Genomic DNA, 17,494 nt, shown 5'->3' with positions numbered 1-17,494 from the left:
CCGCAACTGGCAACCCTGAGGGCACCCCGCCAGCTGTGTCGGTGCATGTGTGGTATTGGTTTGTCGAATTGCCCAAATGGCGCGCCGTTTATACCATAGGCGGTTTAAATCGACAATTTGAAAGGCCGCATGAGCATCACCATCAAGACCCCCGACGAGATCGAGAAAATGCGCGAAGCCGGCCGCCGGGCCGCTGCCGTGCTGGACATGATCAGTGAGCATGTCCGTCCGGGCATCACCACCGGCGAGCTCGACCGGCTATGCCATGAGAAAATCGAGGCGCTGGAGTGCATCCCGGCACCGCTCAACTACCGCGGCTTTCCCAAGGCCACCTGCATTTCGGTCAACCACGTCATCTGCCACGGCATCCCCGGCAGCAAGAAGCTCAAGCGCGGCGACATACTGAATATCGACGTGACCGTCATCCACGACGGCTGGCATGGCGACACGAGCCGTATGTACTTCGCCGGTGAGCCCGGCGTGCAGGCGCGTCGCGTCACCGAGGTGGCCCATGAGGCGCTCTACGCCGGTATCAAGGAGGTCCGTCCCGACGCCCGGCTCGGTGATATCGGAAATGCCATACAGACCCTGGCCGAGGCCCGGGGATGCTCAGTGGTGAGAGAATACTGCGGCCACGGCATCGGCCTTGGGTTCCATGAAGATCCCCAAGTGCTGCACTACGGACGGCCCGGCACCGGCGAGCCGCTGCGCCCGGGCATGACCTTCACCATCGAGCCGATGATCAATGCAGGCCGGGCGGACACCCGTCTGCTGGGCGATCAGTGGACCGTAGTGACCAAGGACCACAGCCTTTCCGCGCAATGGGAACATACCGTCGCCGTGACCGAGGATGGCGTGGATATCCTTACTCTGAGCGGCGGCGACTGAGATGGCAGCGACTGCGCCGGAGTCTCCGGCCGAGGCCATCGACTGGCAGCTTCTCGACCTCGATGGGCTGGACCAGCGCCTGGCGGCCGGCGAGAACGCCACGGCGCTGCTGCAACAAGCGCTGCGCGACGCCGATGACACGCTGGCGGCACGTTTCCTGGAAGGGACTCCGGCCTTCGAGCTCGTACCGCTGCGCGCGGCGGTCATGGATGAAATCGTCACGCGCGTCTGGACGCTCTGCCTCGGCTCCCTCGCCGACGAGGCCTGCCTGGCCGCAGTCGGCGGTTATGGACGGGGGGAGCTCCATCCCGCCTCCGATACGGATCTGATGGTCATCATCCCCGACACGCTGCCGGAAGGCCTCGAGGCGTGTCTGACCGATCTGGTCACCCGGTTGTGGGATATCGGCATCGAGATTGGCCACAGCGTTCGCAGTGTCGAGGATTGTGTCACCGAGGCGGCAAAGGACATCACCGTTGCCACCAATCTCATGGAATCCCGGGCACTGGCCGGCGATCGGCAGCTTTTCGACGCCATGCAGACGGCGACCAGCCCGTTCCGTATATGGCCAGGTCCGGCGTTTTTCGAGGCCAAGCTGGCCGAACAGCAGCGGCGTCACGAGCGCTATCACGACACGGCCTACAACCTAGAGCCCAACCTCAAGGAGAGCCCCGGCGGCCTGCGGGACATCCACATGGTGGGCTGGGTCGCGAAACGCCACTTCAGCGCCCGCGCGCTGAGCGACCTGGTCGGCCTGGGGTTTCTCACCGAGAATGAATACGAAGACCTGATTCAGGGCCAGCACTTCCTCTGGGACATCCGCTTCGCACTTCACCTGCTCGCCGGACGCCGGGAAGACCGGCTACTGTTCGACTTCCAGGCCGAACTCGCCCGCCAGTTCGGCTACAAAGACACCGAGCACACCCTGGCGGTCGAGCAGTTCATGCAGCGCTATTACCGCATGATCATGCGGCTCACGCGGCTCAACGAAATGCTGCTGCAGCTCTACCAGGAAACCATCCTCTACGCGGATGTCGATGAAAAGCCGACCCTGCTGAACAAGCGCTTCCAGGTAAAACGCGGTTTTATCGAGGTCACGCATCGCAACGTGTTCCGTCGCTATCCCTTTGCGATGCTTGAGCTTTTTCTCCTTATGCAGCAGTACCCGGAGATTCGCGGCATACGCGCCGCGACGGTACGACTGCTACGCGAACATCGCGACCGCATCGACGCCCGATTCCGCCGGGACCTCCGCGCTCGCAGCCTTTTCATGGAAATCCTCCGCCAGCCCAGTGGAATCACCCATGCCCTGCGCCGGATGCATGGCCATGGCATCCTCGGCCGCTACATCCCGGCGTTCGCCGAGATCACCGGCCGCATGCAGTACGACCTGTTTCATGTCTACACCGTGGACACACACACCCTGATGGTCGTGCGCAATCTACGCCGCCTCGGCGTCGCGAAGCACAAGGCTGAATTCCCGCTGCTCAGCCAGATGCATGCGCGCCTGCCCAAGCCCGAGCTGCTCTACCTGGCCGGGCTTTTCCACGATATCGCCAAGGGTCGGGGCGGCGATCACTCTGAGCTCGGTGCCGAAGATGCCTACGCCTTCTGCTTGCAGCACGGCCTGTCGCGCTATGACTGCCGGTTCGTCGCGTGGCTGGTCCGCAAGCATCTGTTGATGTCAATGACCGCACAGCGCCGCGATATCAGCGACCCCGCCGTGATCAACGAGTTCGCCGCCGAGATGGGGGACCTCAATCACCTCGACCATCTCTATCTGCTGACCGTAGCGGATATCCGCGCCACCGACCCGAAACTCTGGAACAGCTGGCGCGAGTCGTTGTTGCTCGAGCTCTATCGGCGGACCGCTCGCGCGGTGCGGCGTGGTCTCGGGCGGCCCATTGACGAGGACGAACTGGTGGCGGAGGCGCAGCATCGGGCCCGCGAGCTCCTGCGGCGCCGCGGGCTTCATCATATGACCGTGCGCTCCATCTGGCGGCACTTTACCCCGGATTATTTCCTGCGCTACTCCGCTGCCGAGGTGGCGTGGCATACCGAGGCCATCCATTCAGCGGGGGATGCGGCCCACGCCCCGCTGGTACTGATCGAAGACGATGCAAAGCGCGGCGGTATGGAGGTCTTCATTTACACCCGCGACCGCGCCAACATATTCGCGATTGCCGTCTCTGCGCTGGATCAGCTCGGTCTGGATATCCTTGACGCGCGCATCATCACCACAGACAACGGCTATACGCTCGACAGCTTCCTCGTCCAATTCGAGCACGACGAAGGGGAAGGCCACGGAGCTCGGGTCGAGCGGATGCGCGCAACCCTGATCAATCACCTCCATGATCCGGAGGCATTGCCCGAGCCCTCCTCCCGCATCGCGCCCCGGCGCCTGCGGCATTTCAAGACACCGACACAGGTGGACTTCAGCGATGACACCCGCAACCATCGAACGGCGATGGAGCTGATCACCGGGGATCAGCCGGGGCTGCTCGCCCAGGTGGGCTATATATTCGCCCGCCACGGTCTGCGGGTACAGAACGCCAAGATCGCGACCATCGGCGAGCGGGCGGAAGACGTATTCTTCATCACCGACGACGACAACAACCCGCTGACCAGCGCCACACGCCAGCAGCTGCGCAGCGACCTGCTGAGCACCTTCGAGGGTGAATCGGACATCATGCGGAGGGGTGATGGCGTCTGACGTGCTCGCCGGCGGTAATCCGGGACTGGCGCGACTGCAGGCCTACCCCTTCCAGCGCCTGCGTCGCCTGCTCGACGGGATAAAGCCGGCCTCGACGGCCATGCCGGTCCCCCTGTCCATCGGCGAGCCAAAGCACCCGGTACCGGATTTCATCGCTGAGGCCTTTCGTGCCGGCGTCGATAGCGGTCTCGGCCGATACCCGGCCACCGCCGGCATGCCGGAACTCCGCGCGGGCATCGCGGACTGGCTCCGCTGGCGCTTTGGGCTGATCGACGCCCGCATTGATCCGGATCGGCACGTCCTCCCGGCCGCCGGAACCCGCGAGGCCCTGTTCGCCGTGACGCAGGCCCTGATCGATCCGGCCAATCGGCCAGTGGTCTTCATGCCGAACCCGTTCTATCAGATCTACGAAGGCGCGGCCCTGCTGGCCGGTGGCCGACCGCGGATGCTCAACACCGGCGGAGGCGGGATACCGGATCTCGACGGCATCGAAGAACGGGAATGGGCCGAATGCGGCCTGATCTACCTCTGCAGCCCCGGCAACCCTACCGGGCGGGTCCTGCCACAGGCGTTCTGGGATCAGCTTTTCGCCATCCGGGATCGTCACGGTTTCGTGATCGCCGCGGATGAGTGCTACAGCGAGCTCTACCACGACGAGCAGGCGCCTCCGCTTGGTCTACTTGCGGCCTGCCAGGCCGCCAGGCGTGATGGCTTCAGGGGCTGTCTCGTCTTTCACAGCCTGTCGAAGCGGTCCAACGTGCCGGGGCTGCGCTCCGGCTTTATCGCTGGCGATGCGGTCTTGATCGAGGCATTCGCCGCCTATCGCACCTACCAGGGCTGCGCGCTGCCCTTTCATGCTCAGCAGGCGAGCCTCGCTGCCTGGCGCGACGAGACCCACGTCAGGGAAAACCGGGCGGCCTACCGACACAAATTCGCCATGGCCCGGGAAACCCTGGCCGATATCGCCCCTTATGACGAGCCCGAGGCCGGTTTCTACATCTGGCTGCCGGTGCCCGGCGGCGATGACGAAGCCTTTACCAAGGCGCTGTATGCCGACACGGGCATCACGGTACTACCCGGACGCTATCTCTCGCGCCCGACGCCGGAGGGTGACCCAGGAGCGGGCCATGTGCGCCTGGCACTGGTGGCCGAGCAGGCCATCTGCGAGGATGCGCTCAGGCGGATGCGCCGCTTTATCGAACAATGGAAATGACTGACGGAGACCCTTCATGGCATCGATCCAGGACACCATCGAGTCCGCCTTCGAGAACCGCGACACCCTGGCCCCGGAAACCGCCTCGCCGGCGGTCCGAGAGGCGGTCGAGGCGGCATTGGCCCGGCTTGACCGCGGTGAGGATCGCGTCGCCGAGAAAACCGGCGATGGCTGGCAGGTCAACGAATGGCTGAAAAAGGCGGTGCTGCTGTCGTTCCGGCTGACGCCAAACCAGCGCATCCGCGGCGGGGAGACGGACTACTACGACAAGGTGCCGCTGAAGTACGCCGACTACAACAGTGCCGATTTCGATGCCGATGGCGTCCGCGTGGTGCCGCCAGCGGCCGCACGCCGGGGCTCGTACATCGCGCCCGGCGTTGTGCTTATGCCCTCCTACGTCAACATTGGCGCCTATGTCGACAGTGGCACCATGGTCGACACCTGGGCAACGGTGGGTTCCTGCGCCCAGATCGGCCGCAATGTGCACCTCTCCGGTGGTGTCGGCATCGGCGGCGTGCTGGAGCCGCTGCAGGCGAGCCCGACCATCATCGAGGATAACTGCTTCATCGGGGCGCGCTCAGAGATCGTCGAGGGCGTCATCGTCGGCGAGGGCGCCGTCATCTCAATGGGCGTCTATATCGGCCAGAGCACAAAGATCTACAACCGCGAGACCGGTGAGGTGACCTACGGCCAGGTGCCGCCGGGGGCGGTTGTGGTGCCGGGCAGCCTGCCGGCGGCGGATGGATCCCACAGCCTCTACTGCGCGGTCATCATCAAACAGGTGGATGCCAGGACCCGCGCCAAAGTAGGGATTAACGAGCTGCTGCGACCCTGAGCGAAGGACGACACGAATGCCCGCCGATGCCACGCAGACTACACTCGCGCTGACCGAGGCGTTGATCCGCCGGGCATCGATCACCCCCGACGATGCCGGGTGCCAGCGGCTGATCGCCGAGCGGCTCGAGCGGGCGGGTTTCGATATCGCCTGGCTACCCCACGGGGATGTCTCGAACCTGCTGGCGGTCCGGGGTGGGCAGGGCCCCGTCCTGCTCTTCCTGGGGCATACCGATGTGGTGCCCACCGGGCCAGCCGAGGCCTGGCAGTCACCGCCCTTCGAACCGACCCGTCGCGAGGGGCGACTCTTCGGACGCGGTAGCGCGGATATGAAGGCAAGTGTCGCGGCGTTCGTTACTGCCTGTGAGCGCGTGTCCGAGTCCGCGGGCGACGAAGGGTTGCGGCTTGCCATCGCCCTGACCAGCGACGAGGAAGGACCCGCGCAGGATGGGATCCGCGCCGTCGCGCCCCTGCTGCCGGAGCGACTCGGGCCCGTTGACTGGTGCCTCGTCGGCGAGCCCAGCAGCCACAGTGAACTGGGCGACACGATTCGCGTGGGACGCCGCGGATCACTGAGCGGCGAAATCGTCGTCAAGGGCCAGCAGGGCCATGTCGCCTACCCCGATCAGGCCGACAATCCACTCCACCGGCTTGCGTCGATACTCACGGAACTCGTCGATGGCGATTGGGATGCCGGCACCGCCGACTTTCCACCGACGCGCCTACAGCTCACCGCGGTGGATACCGATACCGACGCGGTCAACATTATTCCCGGCCGCGCGTCGGCGCGTTTTAACCTGCGCTATTCCCCGGCGAGTAGCGCCGACGGGCTGCGCGAGCGAATCGAGGCAGTCGTTGCGAGGTATGCCCCCGCCGGCCAGGTGGAGTGGTCGCACTCCGCGGAGCCGTTCGGCAGCCCGCCCGGACGGCTACGGGAGGCCGTCATCGCCGTCATTCGGGAGCAGACGGGGCAATGGCCCACGGCGAATACGGCCGGTGGCACCTCCGACGGACGTTTCATCGCCCCACTCGGCGCCGAGGTCGTGGAATTCGGGCCGGTGAACGAGAGCATCCATCAGGTCGACGAGAACATCAAAGTGGAGGCAATTGGCGACCTGAGCACTGCCTATGAGGCGATTATCCGCCGTCTTGCCCGGAACGCTCCATCAGCCGATTGATAAGCCGTCGGGCGGCGGCGCGGCCACTGCGCCATGCGCCCTCAACCCGGCCATCCGTTACCCAGTCACCGGCGCACAGCACATCCTCGTGCTCCAGATATCCGACCGACTCGGCGAGGGCGCCTCGGGCGCGGGCGAAGCGCCAGCGATGGGCAATACGGGCGGTGACCGCCGGGGTCTGCCGAATCAGCTCGGTAAACGCAGTGGATAGATACTCACCGACGGCCTCCGGCGACCATTCGATATTGGCTTCACTCCAGGCCGCCGTTGCATGCAGGGTCCAGATCTCCGGCAAGTGAGGCCGATCCGGACGGGAACCCGATCGGGCCACCCAGCCGAGCGGACCACTACTCGGGAAACCGGCGTCGAAATCGACCTCGAGCGGCCGTTCGAGCACCAGGCCAACCGACCAGCAGGGCTGCATCGTTGAGGCGGCCGCCCGCGCCGCCAGCCTGGGACAGGGCTCGGCAAGCAGCGACTGCGTCTGCGGCGCTGGGGCAGTGAGCAGCAGCGCATCGAACTCGCCCAGCGACTCTCCGTGGCGCCCATTGAGCACCCAACCCGAGAGCTCGCGTGTGATCTCGCTGACCTGTATGCCGCTCTGCAGGTCCAGCCCCTCGGCCAGATATCGGGCCAGCGCGGACATGCGCGGCACCGCCACCAGTCGCGTCTCCGGTCGCGCCGGCTGACGTTCCGGGAGGACCAGCGGGCTCACTGGCCATGGCGCGACCACGCCGGCGGATTCCCACTCATCCACCGCCGCGCGGAATTCTCCATCCCGAGCCGTAAAATACTGGGCGCCAAGATCGATCGCGCCGTACTCGGTGCGCTTGCTGACCATCCGCCCGCCGGGCCCGCGGCCCTTGTCGAAAATCATCGACTCGACCCCGGCCGCCTGAAGCGCACGGCCGGCACTCAGACCGGCAATGCCCGCTCCGATGATGGCAATGCGCATGCGTCTCTCCCGCGTCAATCCGGCGCCCGGTCGTTGAGACCGAGCACATCATTCATGTCGTACAGCCCGGCGGGGCGTTCGGCCGCCCAGCGCGCGGCACGCAGGGCACCGCGGGCGAACGTGGCCCGGCTGGAGGCACGGTGGGTGAGCTCCAGCCGCTCGCCGTCTCCCGCCAGCATCACCGTATGCTCGCCAACGATATCGCCGCCACGCAGCGCCTGGAACCCGATCGCGCCGGCCGGGCGCTCGCCGACAATGCCTTCACGCGCCTGGATGGCATGATCCTCGAGCCGCACACCCCGGCCCCGCGCCACCGACTCGCCCAGCGCCCGGGCCGTGCCCGACGGCGCATCGCGTTTGTAGCGATGATGCGCCTCGGTAATTTCGACATCGTAATCGTCGCCAAGTGCCGCAGCGGCGGTCTGCACCAACCGGCGCAACAGCGTGACACCGCTGCTGTAATTGGCGGCATAGACGAGCGGCACCTGTGCCGATGCGCGGTGGATGGCCTGCTCCCCGGTCGCATCCACGCCGGTGGTACCGATGACAACGGGCGTGCCCGCCGCCACCGCCGCCGCCAGATTCCCCTCCAGCGCAGCCGGCAAGGTGAAATCGATGAGCACCTCGGCCGCGGCCGCGGCACCAGCAGGATCGCCCGTGAGGGCGACATCCAGGCGTCCGCAGCCGGCGAGCTCGCCGGCATCATGCCCGATCCATCCGCTGTCGGAGCGGACAGTGGCTGCAGCAAGGGTCAGATCATCCGCCGCCGCGACCAGCTCCACGAGTGTCCGGCCCATGCGCCCGGCGGCGCCCAGAATGGCAACGGCGGTCATGTCAGAATTTCATCCCTTCAAAGAACGACTTCACTGAATCGAGCCAGGAGCTGCCGCGGGGGTTGTGATGCTCGCCGCCCCGCTCCAGCGTGTCGGCAAGCTCCTCGAGCAACTCTTTCTGGCGACCGGTGAGATTAACGGGTGTCTCCACTGCCACGCGGCACAATAGATCGCCGGATGTACCGCCGCGCACCGGCTTGACTCCCTTGCCGCGCACGCGGAAGACCTTCCCGGACTGGGTGCCCGCGGGAACACGCAGCGTGACCCGACCATCGAGCGTCGGCACCTCGAGCTCACCGCCGAGTGCAGCGGTGGTCACACTGAGCGGGATATCGCAGCGCAGGTCGGCGCCATCACGCGTGAAGATGGGATGCGGCTTGACCACCATCTCGACGTACAGATCGCCGGGTGGGCCGCCCTGCTCCCCAGGCTCGCCCTCACCGCTCAGCCGAATGCGATCGCCGGTATCGACGCCGGCGGGCACTCGGACATTGAGCGTCTTGTAGTCGGGGACGGTTCCGCTGCCGCCACACTGCCGACACGGATCGCTGACGATCTGCCCGCTGCCGCTGCAGCGCGGGCAGGTCTGCTGGATCGAGAAAAAGCCCTGCTGGACCCGCACATCGCCGTGGCCATTGCAGGTCGGGCAGGCCTGCGGCTCACTTCCCGGTGCGGCGCCGGAACCTTCGCAGGCCTCACACCGCACCTGGGTGGGAATCCGGATTTCGCGCTCGACACCGTGAACCGCCTCTTCCAGCGTCACCTCCATGCGATAGCGCAGGTCGGCTCCCCGGAACGCCCGCGCTCCGCCTCGGCCACCGCCGCCGAAGATGTCGCCAAAGACGTCCGAGAAGATATCCGCGAAGTCGGCGCCTCCGCGACCGAACCCGGCGCCACCCCCACCACCGGCGCTGGGATCGACACCGGCGTGGCCAAACTGGTCATACGCCGAGCGTTTCTGTGGATCACTGAGGACCTCGTAGGCCTCCTTGACCTCCTTGAAATGCAGCTCCGCATCGTTATCACCCGGGTTGCGGTCCGGGTGATATTTCATCGCCAGGCGTCGATACGCCTTTTTCAGATCACTCTCGGAGGCGTTCTGGGAAACCCCGAGGATTTCGTAATAGTCACGTTTTGCCATGGTGCCCGTTCTGACTGGTCTGTTTGCAGGGTAACCACCCCGGCGTCAACAGCAAAGGCGCAGGCAACGAATGCCCGGCGGACCGGAGCATTCGATGCACTGCGCCTTGCCGGCGAAACGGTTGTTCCGCGAAGCGCCGTTACTTCTTGTCGTCGTCCTTGACTTCCTCGAACTCGGCGTCGACCACGTCTTCCTGGTTCGATCCGGCACCACCCTCGGCGCCGGCTTCGCCAGTCCCCTCGCCGGCTCCCGCATCCTGGTAGAGCTTCTCCGCCAGCTTGCCGGAGGCCGTCGCCAGCGCCTCGGTCTTCGACTCGATGGTGGACTTGTCGCCGCCCTTCATGGCCTCTTCAAGGTCAGCGATGGCGTCCTGCACCGCCTTCTTCTCGTCATCCGAGGCCTTGTCGGCCACCTCGTCGAGGCTCTTGCGCGCGGCATGGATGAGATTGTCAGCCTGGTTACGGGCCTCGACCAGCTCACGGGCCTTGCGGTCCTCTTCGGCGTGGGACTCGGCATCCTCGACCATGCGCTCGATTTCATCATCCGAGAGCCCGCTGGAGGCGCGGATCTGGATCGACTGCTCCTTGCCCGTGCCCTTGTCCTTGGCCGTGACGTGCAGAATGCCGTTGGCGTCGATGTCGAACGTCACCTCGATCTGCGGTACCCCACGCGGCGCCGGCGGAATGTCGGAGAGGTCGAACTTACCCAGCGACTTGTTATCCGAGGCCATTTCGCGCTCGCCCTGGAGGACATGCACGGTCACCGCACTCTGGTTGTCCTCGGCGGTGGAGAACACCTGGTTGGCCTTGGTCGGGATCGTCGTGTTCTTCTCGATAAGCTTGGTCATCACACCGCCAAGCGTCTCGATACCCAGCGAGAGCGGCGTCACATCGAGCAGCAGCACGTCCTTGACGTCGCCGCCGAGCACACCGCCCTGGATCGCCGCACCGATGGCCACGGCCTCGTCGGGATTGACGTCGCGACGCGGCTCCTTGCCGAAGAACGCCTTGACCGCCTCCTGAACCTTCGGCGTGCGGGTCTGGCCACCCACCAGGATGATCTCGTCCACGTCGCCCGCCTTCAGGCCGGCATCCTTGAGCGCCACCTCACAGGGCTTGATCGTGCGCTGGACCAGGTTTTCAACCAGGCTCTCGAGCTTGGCACGTGTCAGCTTGAGGTTGAGATGCTTGGGCCCGGTCTGATCGGCCGTGATGTAGGGCAGGTTCACCTCGGTCTGCTGTGCCGAGGAGAGCTCGATCTTGGCCTTCTCCGCCGCTTCCTTGAGCCGCTGCAGGGCAAGGCGATCAGAAGAAATGTCGATGCCCTGGTCTTTCTTGAACTCGGCCACGAGGTAGTCGATCACCGCGCGGTCGAAGTCCTCACCGCCCAGGAACGTGTCACCATTGGTCGACAGCACCTCGAACTGATGCTCGCCCTCAACCTCGGCGATTTCGATGATGGAGACGTCGAAGGTCCCGCCACCGAGGTCATAAACCGCCACCTTGCGATCACCGCCCTTCTTATCGAGGCCATAGGCCAGCGCCGCGGCGGTGGGTTCGTTGATGATGCGCTTGACCTCAAGGCCGGCGATACGGCCCGCATCCTTGGTGGCCTGCCGCTGGGAGTCGTTGAAGTAGGCCGGGACAGTGATCACCGCCTCGGTCACCTCCTCACCGAGATAATCCTCGGCGGTGCTCTTCATTTTCTGCAGCACCCGCGCGGAGATCTCCGGCGGCGCCATCTTCTTGTCACGAACTTCGACCCAGGCGTCGCCGTTGTCCGCCTTGACGATGCTGTAAGGCATCTCGCGGACGTCCCGCTGGACGACGTCCTCTTCGAACTTACGGCCGATCAGCCGCTTGATGGCGTGCAGTGTGTTCTCGGGGTTGGTGACCGCCTGACGCTTGGCGGCGGCACCGACGAGTACTTCGCCATCCTCGGTGAATGCGACGGTGGAAGGCGTTGTCCGATCACCCTCGGCGTTTTCGATAACCCGGGAAGATCCCCCTTCCATCACCGCGACGCAGGAATTGGTCGTTCCCAGGTCGATTCCGATGATCTTGCCCATTATTCAATGCTCCTCGATTTCAAATTCGGTTCAATTGGTGAGATTTAGGCACCAGAGGCGTTTTTCAAGACCCTGGTCCGGATCAAGCCGGCGCCTTCGCGACAATCACCATGGCCGGGCGTAGCAGCCGGTCGCCGAGGCGATAGCCCTTCTGCACGACGTTGATCACCGTGTTGGGTTCGACATCGGCGGCCTCCTGGGCCGCCATTGCCTCATGCGCCTCCGGATCAAACCGCTCACCCTCGGGATTGAGCTCCTCGATGCTGAATTTCTCCAACGCCTGATTGAACATGCGCAGCGTCAGCTCCGAGCCCTCGGCCAGCTTGGCCACATCCGCACCATCCTCGCTGGCGGCCTGCAGCCCCATCTCGAGGCTGTCCTTGACGCCAAGCAACTCACTGGCCAGCTTCTCCAGCGATTGCTGACGGGCGGCTGCCACGTCCTTTTCCGCCCGGCGGCGTAGGTTCTCCATCTCCGCCCGGGCGCGCAGGAACTGGCTCCAGTTCTCTTCGGCACGGGCTTCGGCCTCACGCAGTGCGGCCTGCAGGTCCTCGCCCTCCGGCATCTCGATGGGGCCATCGGGCCCAGTGGCGGATGACTCCGCCCCGCTCTCCGCCTGCGTGGACTCTTCGCTTGAGTTCTCTCGCTTGTCTTCTTCGCTCATTGCTTGCTCCGCTGTTCCGGCATCCGGCTCAACGCCGCCGTCATGGCGGCGCCTGCTCGTCGGTAGAAATGGGGATCAATGATCGGGTTTCAAGGCATGCCCCAGCAGCCGCGCCGTGACATCGACGATCGGGATCACGCGGTCATATTCCATGCGGGTCGGGCCAATGACGCCCAGGACACCGAGGACCTGATCATCACTCTGATAGGTGGAGGTCACGAGGCTGACACCATCAAAGGCCCGATAGCCGGATTCCTGGCCGATGAAGATCTGCACGCCATCCGCCGATAGGCAGCGGTCGAGCAGATGCAGGATGTCCCGCTTGCGCCCGAACGCCTCGAACAACTCCTTGAGCTTCTCGACGCTGGAGAGCTCGGCAAAGGTCATCAGATTGGTCTCACCCGCCATGACGAAGTCTTCGTCCTCGTTGCCGGTCTCCGCGAACAATTCCCGTGCCACGGCGATCGCCGAGGTCATCAGACTGTTCACGTGCTGCTGATCGGCCTGCATGGCCTCGAGCAGACCGCGCCGGACATCACCCACGTTCTTGCCGGCGAATTCGGCGGAGAGGTAATTCGAGACCTGCTGGAGCTCGGCCGCGCTGTAGGGTCGGTCCGTTTCGATGACCCGGTTCTGCACCTCGGAGTCATTCAGCACAAGGATCGAGAGAATGCGGCGTTCGGACAGCGGCAGGAATTCGATATGTCGGATGGCCCCATAATCCCGCCGCGGCAACGTGACCACGCCGGCCAGATGGGTCAGCCCGGAGAGCAGATTGGAGGCGGAATCCACCAGTGAATCGGTATCCCTACCCGCATCCAGCCGGATTCTCAGGCTGTCGGCATCCAGCCCGCTTTCGCGTTGAACGCTGAGCAGCGAGTCGACGAAAAACCGATAGCCGCGGTCCGTCGGAATCCGGCCGGCGGAGGTGTGTGGCGACTGGATGTACCCCGCCTCCTCAAGATCGGCCATGACATTCCGGATTGAGGCCGCACTAAGGTCGAGACCGCCATCGCGCGTCAGCGCCCGCGACCCCACCGGCTGGCCATCGCGGATGTAGCGATGCACCAGCATTCTGAGCAGGTGCTGTGCGCGCTCGGTGAGCGGCTCATCGCGATGTCGCTGAACCATTCAAGCCTCCGTGGGAGTTGGCACTCTTGGATCAAGAGTGCCAAGCGAAGCTATCAACGCCCCGGATGGCTGTCAATTTGCGGGCGCCATGCTAACTTGTCATGGCATCGGCGAGGGGGATGCATGCCAGCGTTTCAACGCATAGCGATAACCGGCAAACCGAACGACACCGCGGTCATCGATACCATTCGCAAGCTCATCGAGCGGCTCGAGGCCCATGGCCTCGAGGTCTCCCTCGATACGGCAATGGGCGCGGCGGCCGACCCGGACGATGGCCGCAACACCGACAAGCTGGAGACCCTCGCCGGCCGTATCGATTTACTCATCGTGGTCGGTGGCGACGGCACACTGCTGCACGCCGCGAAGATCGTCGCGCCGCACACCGTCCCCGTGCTGGGGGTCAATCGGGGAAGGCTGGGATTCCTGGTCGATGTATCGCCGGATCGCTTCGACGAAATCGCCCGCGTGGTGGACGGCGATATGCAGGTCGAGGAGCGCCTCATGCTTGAGGCCCGCGTGCTGGAAGGCGACCGGGTCATCGCCCGGTCCACCGCGCTCAATGAGGTCGTTCTGCAACGCTGGAATACCGCTCGCATGATCGAGTTCGAGACCTGGATCGACGGCGAGCCCTGCAACCGTCATCGCTCAGACGGCCTCATCGTCAGCACCCCTACCGGCTCGACGGCCTACGCCCTGTCCGGCGGCGGACCCATCATGCATCCGGGCATCAACGCCGTGGCGCTGGTCCCCATCTCTCCCCATACCCTCAGCAACCGACCCCTGGTCATCAGCGCGGACAGTCGCATCGAGGTGCGCGTCCAGGCCGACTCCATCGACCAGGTCCATGTCAGCTGTGACAGCCAGAGCGATCTCCCGCTCTCTGCTGACGGACGGCTCGAAATCCTGGTATCGCCCCACCGACTGCGACTTGTGCACCCACCAGGCCACCGCTATTTCGATATTCTGCGAGCGAAGCTGCATTGGGGGGACGGAGCACCACCATGCTGAATCGCATCGAGATTCGTGACTTCGCCATCATCGATGAACTCACCATCGACCTGCATCCTGGACTCAGTGTCCTCACCGGCGAAACCGGTGCCGGCAAATCGATCCTTCTGGATGCCCTGGGTCTGTGTCTCGGCGATCGGGCCGACACCTCAATGGTCCCCGAGGCGGCAAAACGCAGCGAAATCCATGTCATCTTCGACGTCAGCGACACGCCGAGGGCACGAGCATGGCTGACTGAGGAGAATCTGGATGAAGACAATGAGTGCCTGCTGCGCCGGGTCATCCAGAGCAATGGTCGCTCCCAGGCCTGGGTCAACGGTCGACCGGTCACCCGACATCAGCTCGAACAGCTTGGCCGCCTGCTGGTCGGCATTCACGGACAGCATGCCCATCAGGCGCTCATGCGCCCCGAAATTCAGCGCCGCACGCTGGATGGATTCGCGGGGCATGCCAATAAGCTGGAGCCCGTGTCCTCGCTGCATGCGCGGTGGCAGCGCGTTGAGGCGGAAATCCGCTCGCTGAGTGGCGGCGACGGCGATCATCAGGACCGGATCGATCTTCTGCGCTATCAGCTCGAGGAGCTGGACGAAGAGGCACTGACCGAAGAGGCCTTCAGCCAACTCGAGCAAGAACAGCGACGTCTCGCCGGCGCCAGCGAGATCATCATCGCCTGCCAGCGCAGCCTGGAGCTTCTCTACGAGGGTGAGACGACCGCCCAGACCATCATCGCCGCCGCAGAACGCGAGCTGGATCCGCATCTCGGTGTCGACAGCGCGCTGGCCGAGACGCGCGATCTGCTGGCCACTGGTCAGGTCCAGCTCGAGGAGGCCTGCCAGGGGCTGAGGCAGTTCGCCGATCGGCTCGAGATGGATCCGGAACGTCTGCAGGTGGTGGAAGACCAGCTGAGTCGGCTCCATGACCTCGCGCGCAAGCACCAGGTTGAACCCGAGGGACTTGCCGCGCATGCCGAGGCGCTGCGGGACGAACTCAACCGCCTGGAATCCGCGGACAGCCGCCTGCTTGAGCTCCACGCCGAACGCGACCGCATCCTCGACGATTACCGCAATGCGGCGGCGATCCTCTCGGAATCACGCCGGACGGCCGCCATGCAGCTTGGCGAGCGGGTCGATGATCTACTGGCTCAGCTGGGCATGACTGGCGCCGAGCTGACCATCGTCGTGGACCCGGACAGCGAAGCCCCACCTACCGCCCACGGCACGGATCGCATCCGATTCGACATACGCACCAACCCCGATCAGCGACCGGCGCCGCTCCAGAAAGTCGCCTCCGGCGGTGAGCTCTCGCGCATCGGCCTCGCGCTGGAAGTGGCTACGGCGGACACCGCAGAGCTCCCTGCGTTGATATTCGACGAAGCGGATACCGGCATTGGCGGCGGTGTTGCCGAAGTGGTCGGCCGCCAGTTGCGTGCCCTCGCCCGCCATCATCAGGTCCTCTGCATCACGCACCTGCCGCAGGTCGCCGCGCAGGGCATGCACCAGCTACAGGTGGAGAAACGCCACCGGGAAGATGGCCGGACGGTCACTGACGTGAGACCGCTCTCGCCGGAGGAGCGAACCCGCGAGCTCGCTCGCATGCTCGGTGGCCTGGAGATGACCGAGAAGACGCTCAATCACGCACGGGAAATGCTCGAGAGAGTCGACTGAACTAAAGGACGTTGCCTTTCATCCGTGGCGCCTTCGCACACTCGGGACAGCGCCCATAGAGGATGAGCGAGTGGCTGATCAATTCATACCCGGAAACGGCGGCCACGTCCGCCTGGCGGCGCTCAATCATCCGGTCCTTGAATTCCTCGACGCGACCACAATCCACGCAGACGAGGTGATCATGGTGTATGCCGGAGTTCAGCTCGAAGACGGCCCGATCGCTATCGAAATTGTGGCGGATGACGATACCCGCCTCCGCGAACTGCGTGAGCACGCGGTAAACGGTGGCCAACCCGATGTCGTCGCCGGCGTCGTGCAGCCGCTGATACACCTCTTCGGCGGAGAGGTGCGCCCGCTCCCGTCCGGCGAGAATCCGCAGGATCTTGAGCCGCGGCAGCGTTGCCTTCAGCCCGGCACGACGGAGCTCATCGGACTCCTGACTGATCTCCCAGGGAATCTGTGAGCTTGGACGGGGCTGCGTTACCATATTGCTTCCACCAGTCAGCACGACGGCCTGTTTAGAATGATTCCAGTATACACCGGCAAACGCCTGCTCGCAGTGTCCCTCCTGGCCGGCGCCCTGGCCGGCTGCGCCAGCACAGTGGATCGCCTGCCGATCCTCTACAAGCCGGAAGTGCGCCAGGGGACGTTCTTTGATGCCCAGAGCGTCGCCCGTCTCGAACCCGGCATGACGCGACGGCAGGTGAGCTTCGTGCTCGGGCCGCCGACCATCGAGGATCCGTTCAGTGATGGCCGATGGGACTATGTCTATGAAGTCGAACCTCGGAGCACCGACCTCAAGCCTGTCTCGCGGAAGCTGACCCTGTTTTTCGATGAGCGCGGTCTCAGTGCCGCCCGGGGCAGCTTCATACAGCCCGACAATCCGCTCTACGAACCAGAGGCCTGACCCTCATTCCGTGCCCGCTGGGCGCGGGCCCGGTCGCGGCGCTGCGCCTTGGGGTCAACCTGCAGCGGCCGATAGATCTCGACCCGATCGCCCGGCGACAGCACGGTATCCAAGCCCACCGGCAGCGAGAATATCCCCACGGCCTGCTCAGCGAGATCGACTTCGGGACATTCGGCAAGGATGCCTGATGCATGAATCGCTTCTTCAGCGGTCGTGCCACGCGCGACCTCAAGCGCGATCAGGCGCTGACTGTCGGGCCGAGCATAGGCCACCTCAACCGGCATCCGATCCGGCCCA

At 64.8% G+C, this 17,494-nt stretch carries 16 protein-coding genes; 8 read left to right on the top strand and 8 right to left on the bottom strand.

Features of this window, described 5'->3' with window-relative positions; all coding sequences use genetic code 11:
• Window positions 1–129: 129 nt before the first annotated feature.
• The 5 genes from map to dapE are packed head-to-tail and all read left to right on the top strand — an operon-like array spanning window position 130 to window position 6,826.
• Entirely contained in the window at window positions 130–888 is a 759-nt protein-coding gene (map, locus tag V6X30_RS03585) for a type I methionyl aminopeptidase (protein ID WP_367983279.1), read from the top strand.
• A 1-nt stretch (window position 889) separates the two neighbouring features.
• A complete protein-coding gene (gene glnD / locus V6X30_RS03580; RefSeq protein WP_367983278.1) occupies window positions 890–3,601 on the top strand; it encodes a [protein-PII] uridylyltransferase in 2,712 nt (903 codons plus the stop codon).
• Window positions 3,591–4,814, top strand: a complete 1,224-nt coding sequence (gene dapC, locus V6X30_RS03575; protein WP_367983277.1) for a succinyldiaminopimelate transaminase — start codon at window positions 3,591–3,593, stop codon at window positions 4,812–4,814. The genes glnD and dapC overlap by 11 nt, the downstream gene beginning before the upstream one ends.
• 16 nt (window positions 4,815–4,830) lie before the next feature.
• Window positions 4,831–5,649, top strand: coding sequence for a 2,3,4,5-tetrahydropyridine-2,6-dicarboxylate N-succinyltransferase (gene dapD / locus V6X30_RS03570; protein ID WP_367983276.1), 819 nt, complete (start codon window positions 4,831–4,833; stop codon window positions 5,647–5,649).
• 16 nt (window positions 5,650–5,665) lie between these two features.
• Window positions 5,666–6,826 (top strand): succinyl-diaminopimelate desuccinylase, encoded by a 1,161-nt coding sequence (gene dapE, locus V6X30_RS03565; protein ID WP_367983275.1) that lies wholly within the window; start codon window positions 5,666–5,668, stop codon window positions 6,824–6,826.
• On the opposite strand, the gene V6X30_RS03560 is transcribed toward dapE, so the two are convergent.
• The 6 genes from V6X30_RS03560 to hrcA form a co-directional block, all read right to left on the bottom strand.
• Window positions 6,786–7,781 carry an NAD(P)/FAD-dependent oxidoreductase gene (locus tag V6X30_RS03560; RefSeq protein ID WP_367983274.1) on the bottom strand — a complete coding sequence of 332 codons (996 nt, stop codon included), beginning with the start codon at window positions 7,779–7,781 and terminating at the stop codon, window positions 6,786–6,788. The genes dapE and V6X30_RS03560 overlap by 41 nt on opposite strands.
• Before the next feature lie 14 nt (window positions 7,782–7,795).
• Complete coding sequence (gene dapB / locus V6X30_RS03555) at window positions 7,796–8,614, bottom strand: 4-hydroxy-tetrahydrodipicolinate reductase (protein WP_367983273.1); 819 nt, start codon at window positions 8,612–8,614, stop codon at window positions 7,796–7,798.
• Window position 8,615: 1 nt separating this feature from the next.
• Window positions 8,616–9,755 (bottom strand): molecular chaperone DnaJ, encoded by a 1,140-nt coding sequence (gene dnaJ, locus V6X30_RS03550; RefSeq protein WP_367983272.1) that lies wholly within the window; start codon window positions 9,753–9,755, stop codon window positions 8,616–8,618.
• Between the two features lie 139 nt (window positions 9,756–9,894).
• On the bottom strand, window positions 9,895–11,823 hold the full coding sequence (dnaK, locus tag V6X30_RS03545; RefSeq protein ID WP_367983271.1) for a molecular chaperone DnaK: 1,929 nt from the start codon (window positions 11,821–11,823) through the stop codon (window positions 9,895–9,897).
• 82 nt (window positions 11,824–11,905) lie between these two features.
• Complete coding sequence (grpE, locus tag V6X30_RS03540; protein ID WP_367983270.1) at window positions 11,906–12,487, bottom strand: nucleotide exchange factor GrpE; 582 nt, start codon at window positions 12,485–12,487, stop codon at window positions 11,906–11,908.
• Window positions 12,488–12,562: 75 nt separating this feature from the next.
• Window positions 12,563–13,618 (bottom strand): heat-inducible transcriptional repressor HrcA, encoded by a 1,056-nt coding sequence (gene hrcA, locus V6X30_RS03535; protein WP_367983269.1) that lies wholly within the window; start codon window positions 13,616–13,618, stop codon window positions 12,563–12,565.
• Window positions 13,619–13,741: 123 nt separating this feature from the next.
• Here hrcA and V6X30_RS03530 point away from each other — a divergent pair, with 123 nt between their 5' ends.
• Window positions 13,742–14,626 carry an NAD(+) kinase gene (locus V6X30_RS03530; RefSeq protein ID WP_367983268.1) on the top strand — a complete coding sequence of 295 codons (885 nt, stop codon included), beginning with the start codon at window positions 13,742–13,744 and terminating at the stop codon, window positions 14,624–14,626.
• Window positions 14,620–16,290, top strand: coding sequence for a DNA repair protein RecN (recN, locus tag V6X30_RS03525; RefSeq protein ID WP_367983267.1), 1,671 nt, complete (start codon window positions 14,620–14,622; stop codon window positions 16,288–16,290). Before V6X30_RS03530 ends, recN begins: the two co-directional genes overlap by 7 nt.
• A gap of 1 nt (window position 16,291) precedes the next feature.
• On the opposite strand, the gene fur is transcribed toward recN, so the two are convergent.
• Window positions 16,292–16,777, bottom strand: a complete 486-nt coding sequence (fur, locus tag V6X30_RS03520) for a ferric iron uptake transcriptional regulator (protein WP_367983266.1) — start codon at window positions 16,775–16,777, stop codon at window positions 16,292–16,294.
• A 36-nt stretch (window positions 16,778–16,813) separates the two neighbouring features.
• On the opposite strand from fur, the gene V6X30_RS03515 reads away from it, so the two are divergent.
• Window positions 16,814–17,197, top strand: coding sequence for an outer membrane protein assembly factor BamE (locus V6X30_RS03515; protein WP_367983265.1), 384 nt, complete (start codon window positions 16,814–16,816; stop codon window positions 17,195–17,197).
• On the opposite strand, the gene V6X30_RS03510 is transcribed toward V6X30_RS03515, so the two are convergent.
• Window positions 17,179–17,481, bottom strand: coding sequence for an RnfH family protein (locus V6X30_RS03510; RefSeq protein WP_408022353.1), 303 nt, complete (start codon window positions 17,479–17,481; stop codon window positions 17,179–17,181). The genes V6X30_RS03515 and V6X30_RS03510 overlap by 19 nt on opposite strands.
• Between the last annotated feature and the right edge of the window lie 13 nt (window positions 17,482–17,494).

The sequence above is a fragment of the Spiribacter sp. 1M189 genome (assembly GCF_040838345.1).
Lineage (GTDB): Bacteria > Pseudomonadota > Gammaproteobacteria > Nitrococcales > Nitrococcaceae > Spiribacter > Spiribacter insolitus.
Note: the sequence above shows the minus strand (reverse complement) of the source record. Positions and strands in the feature narration are given on the sequence as shown.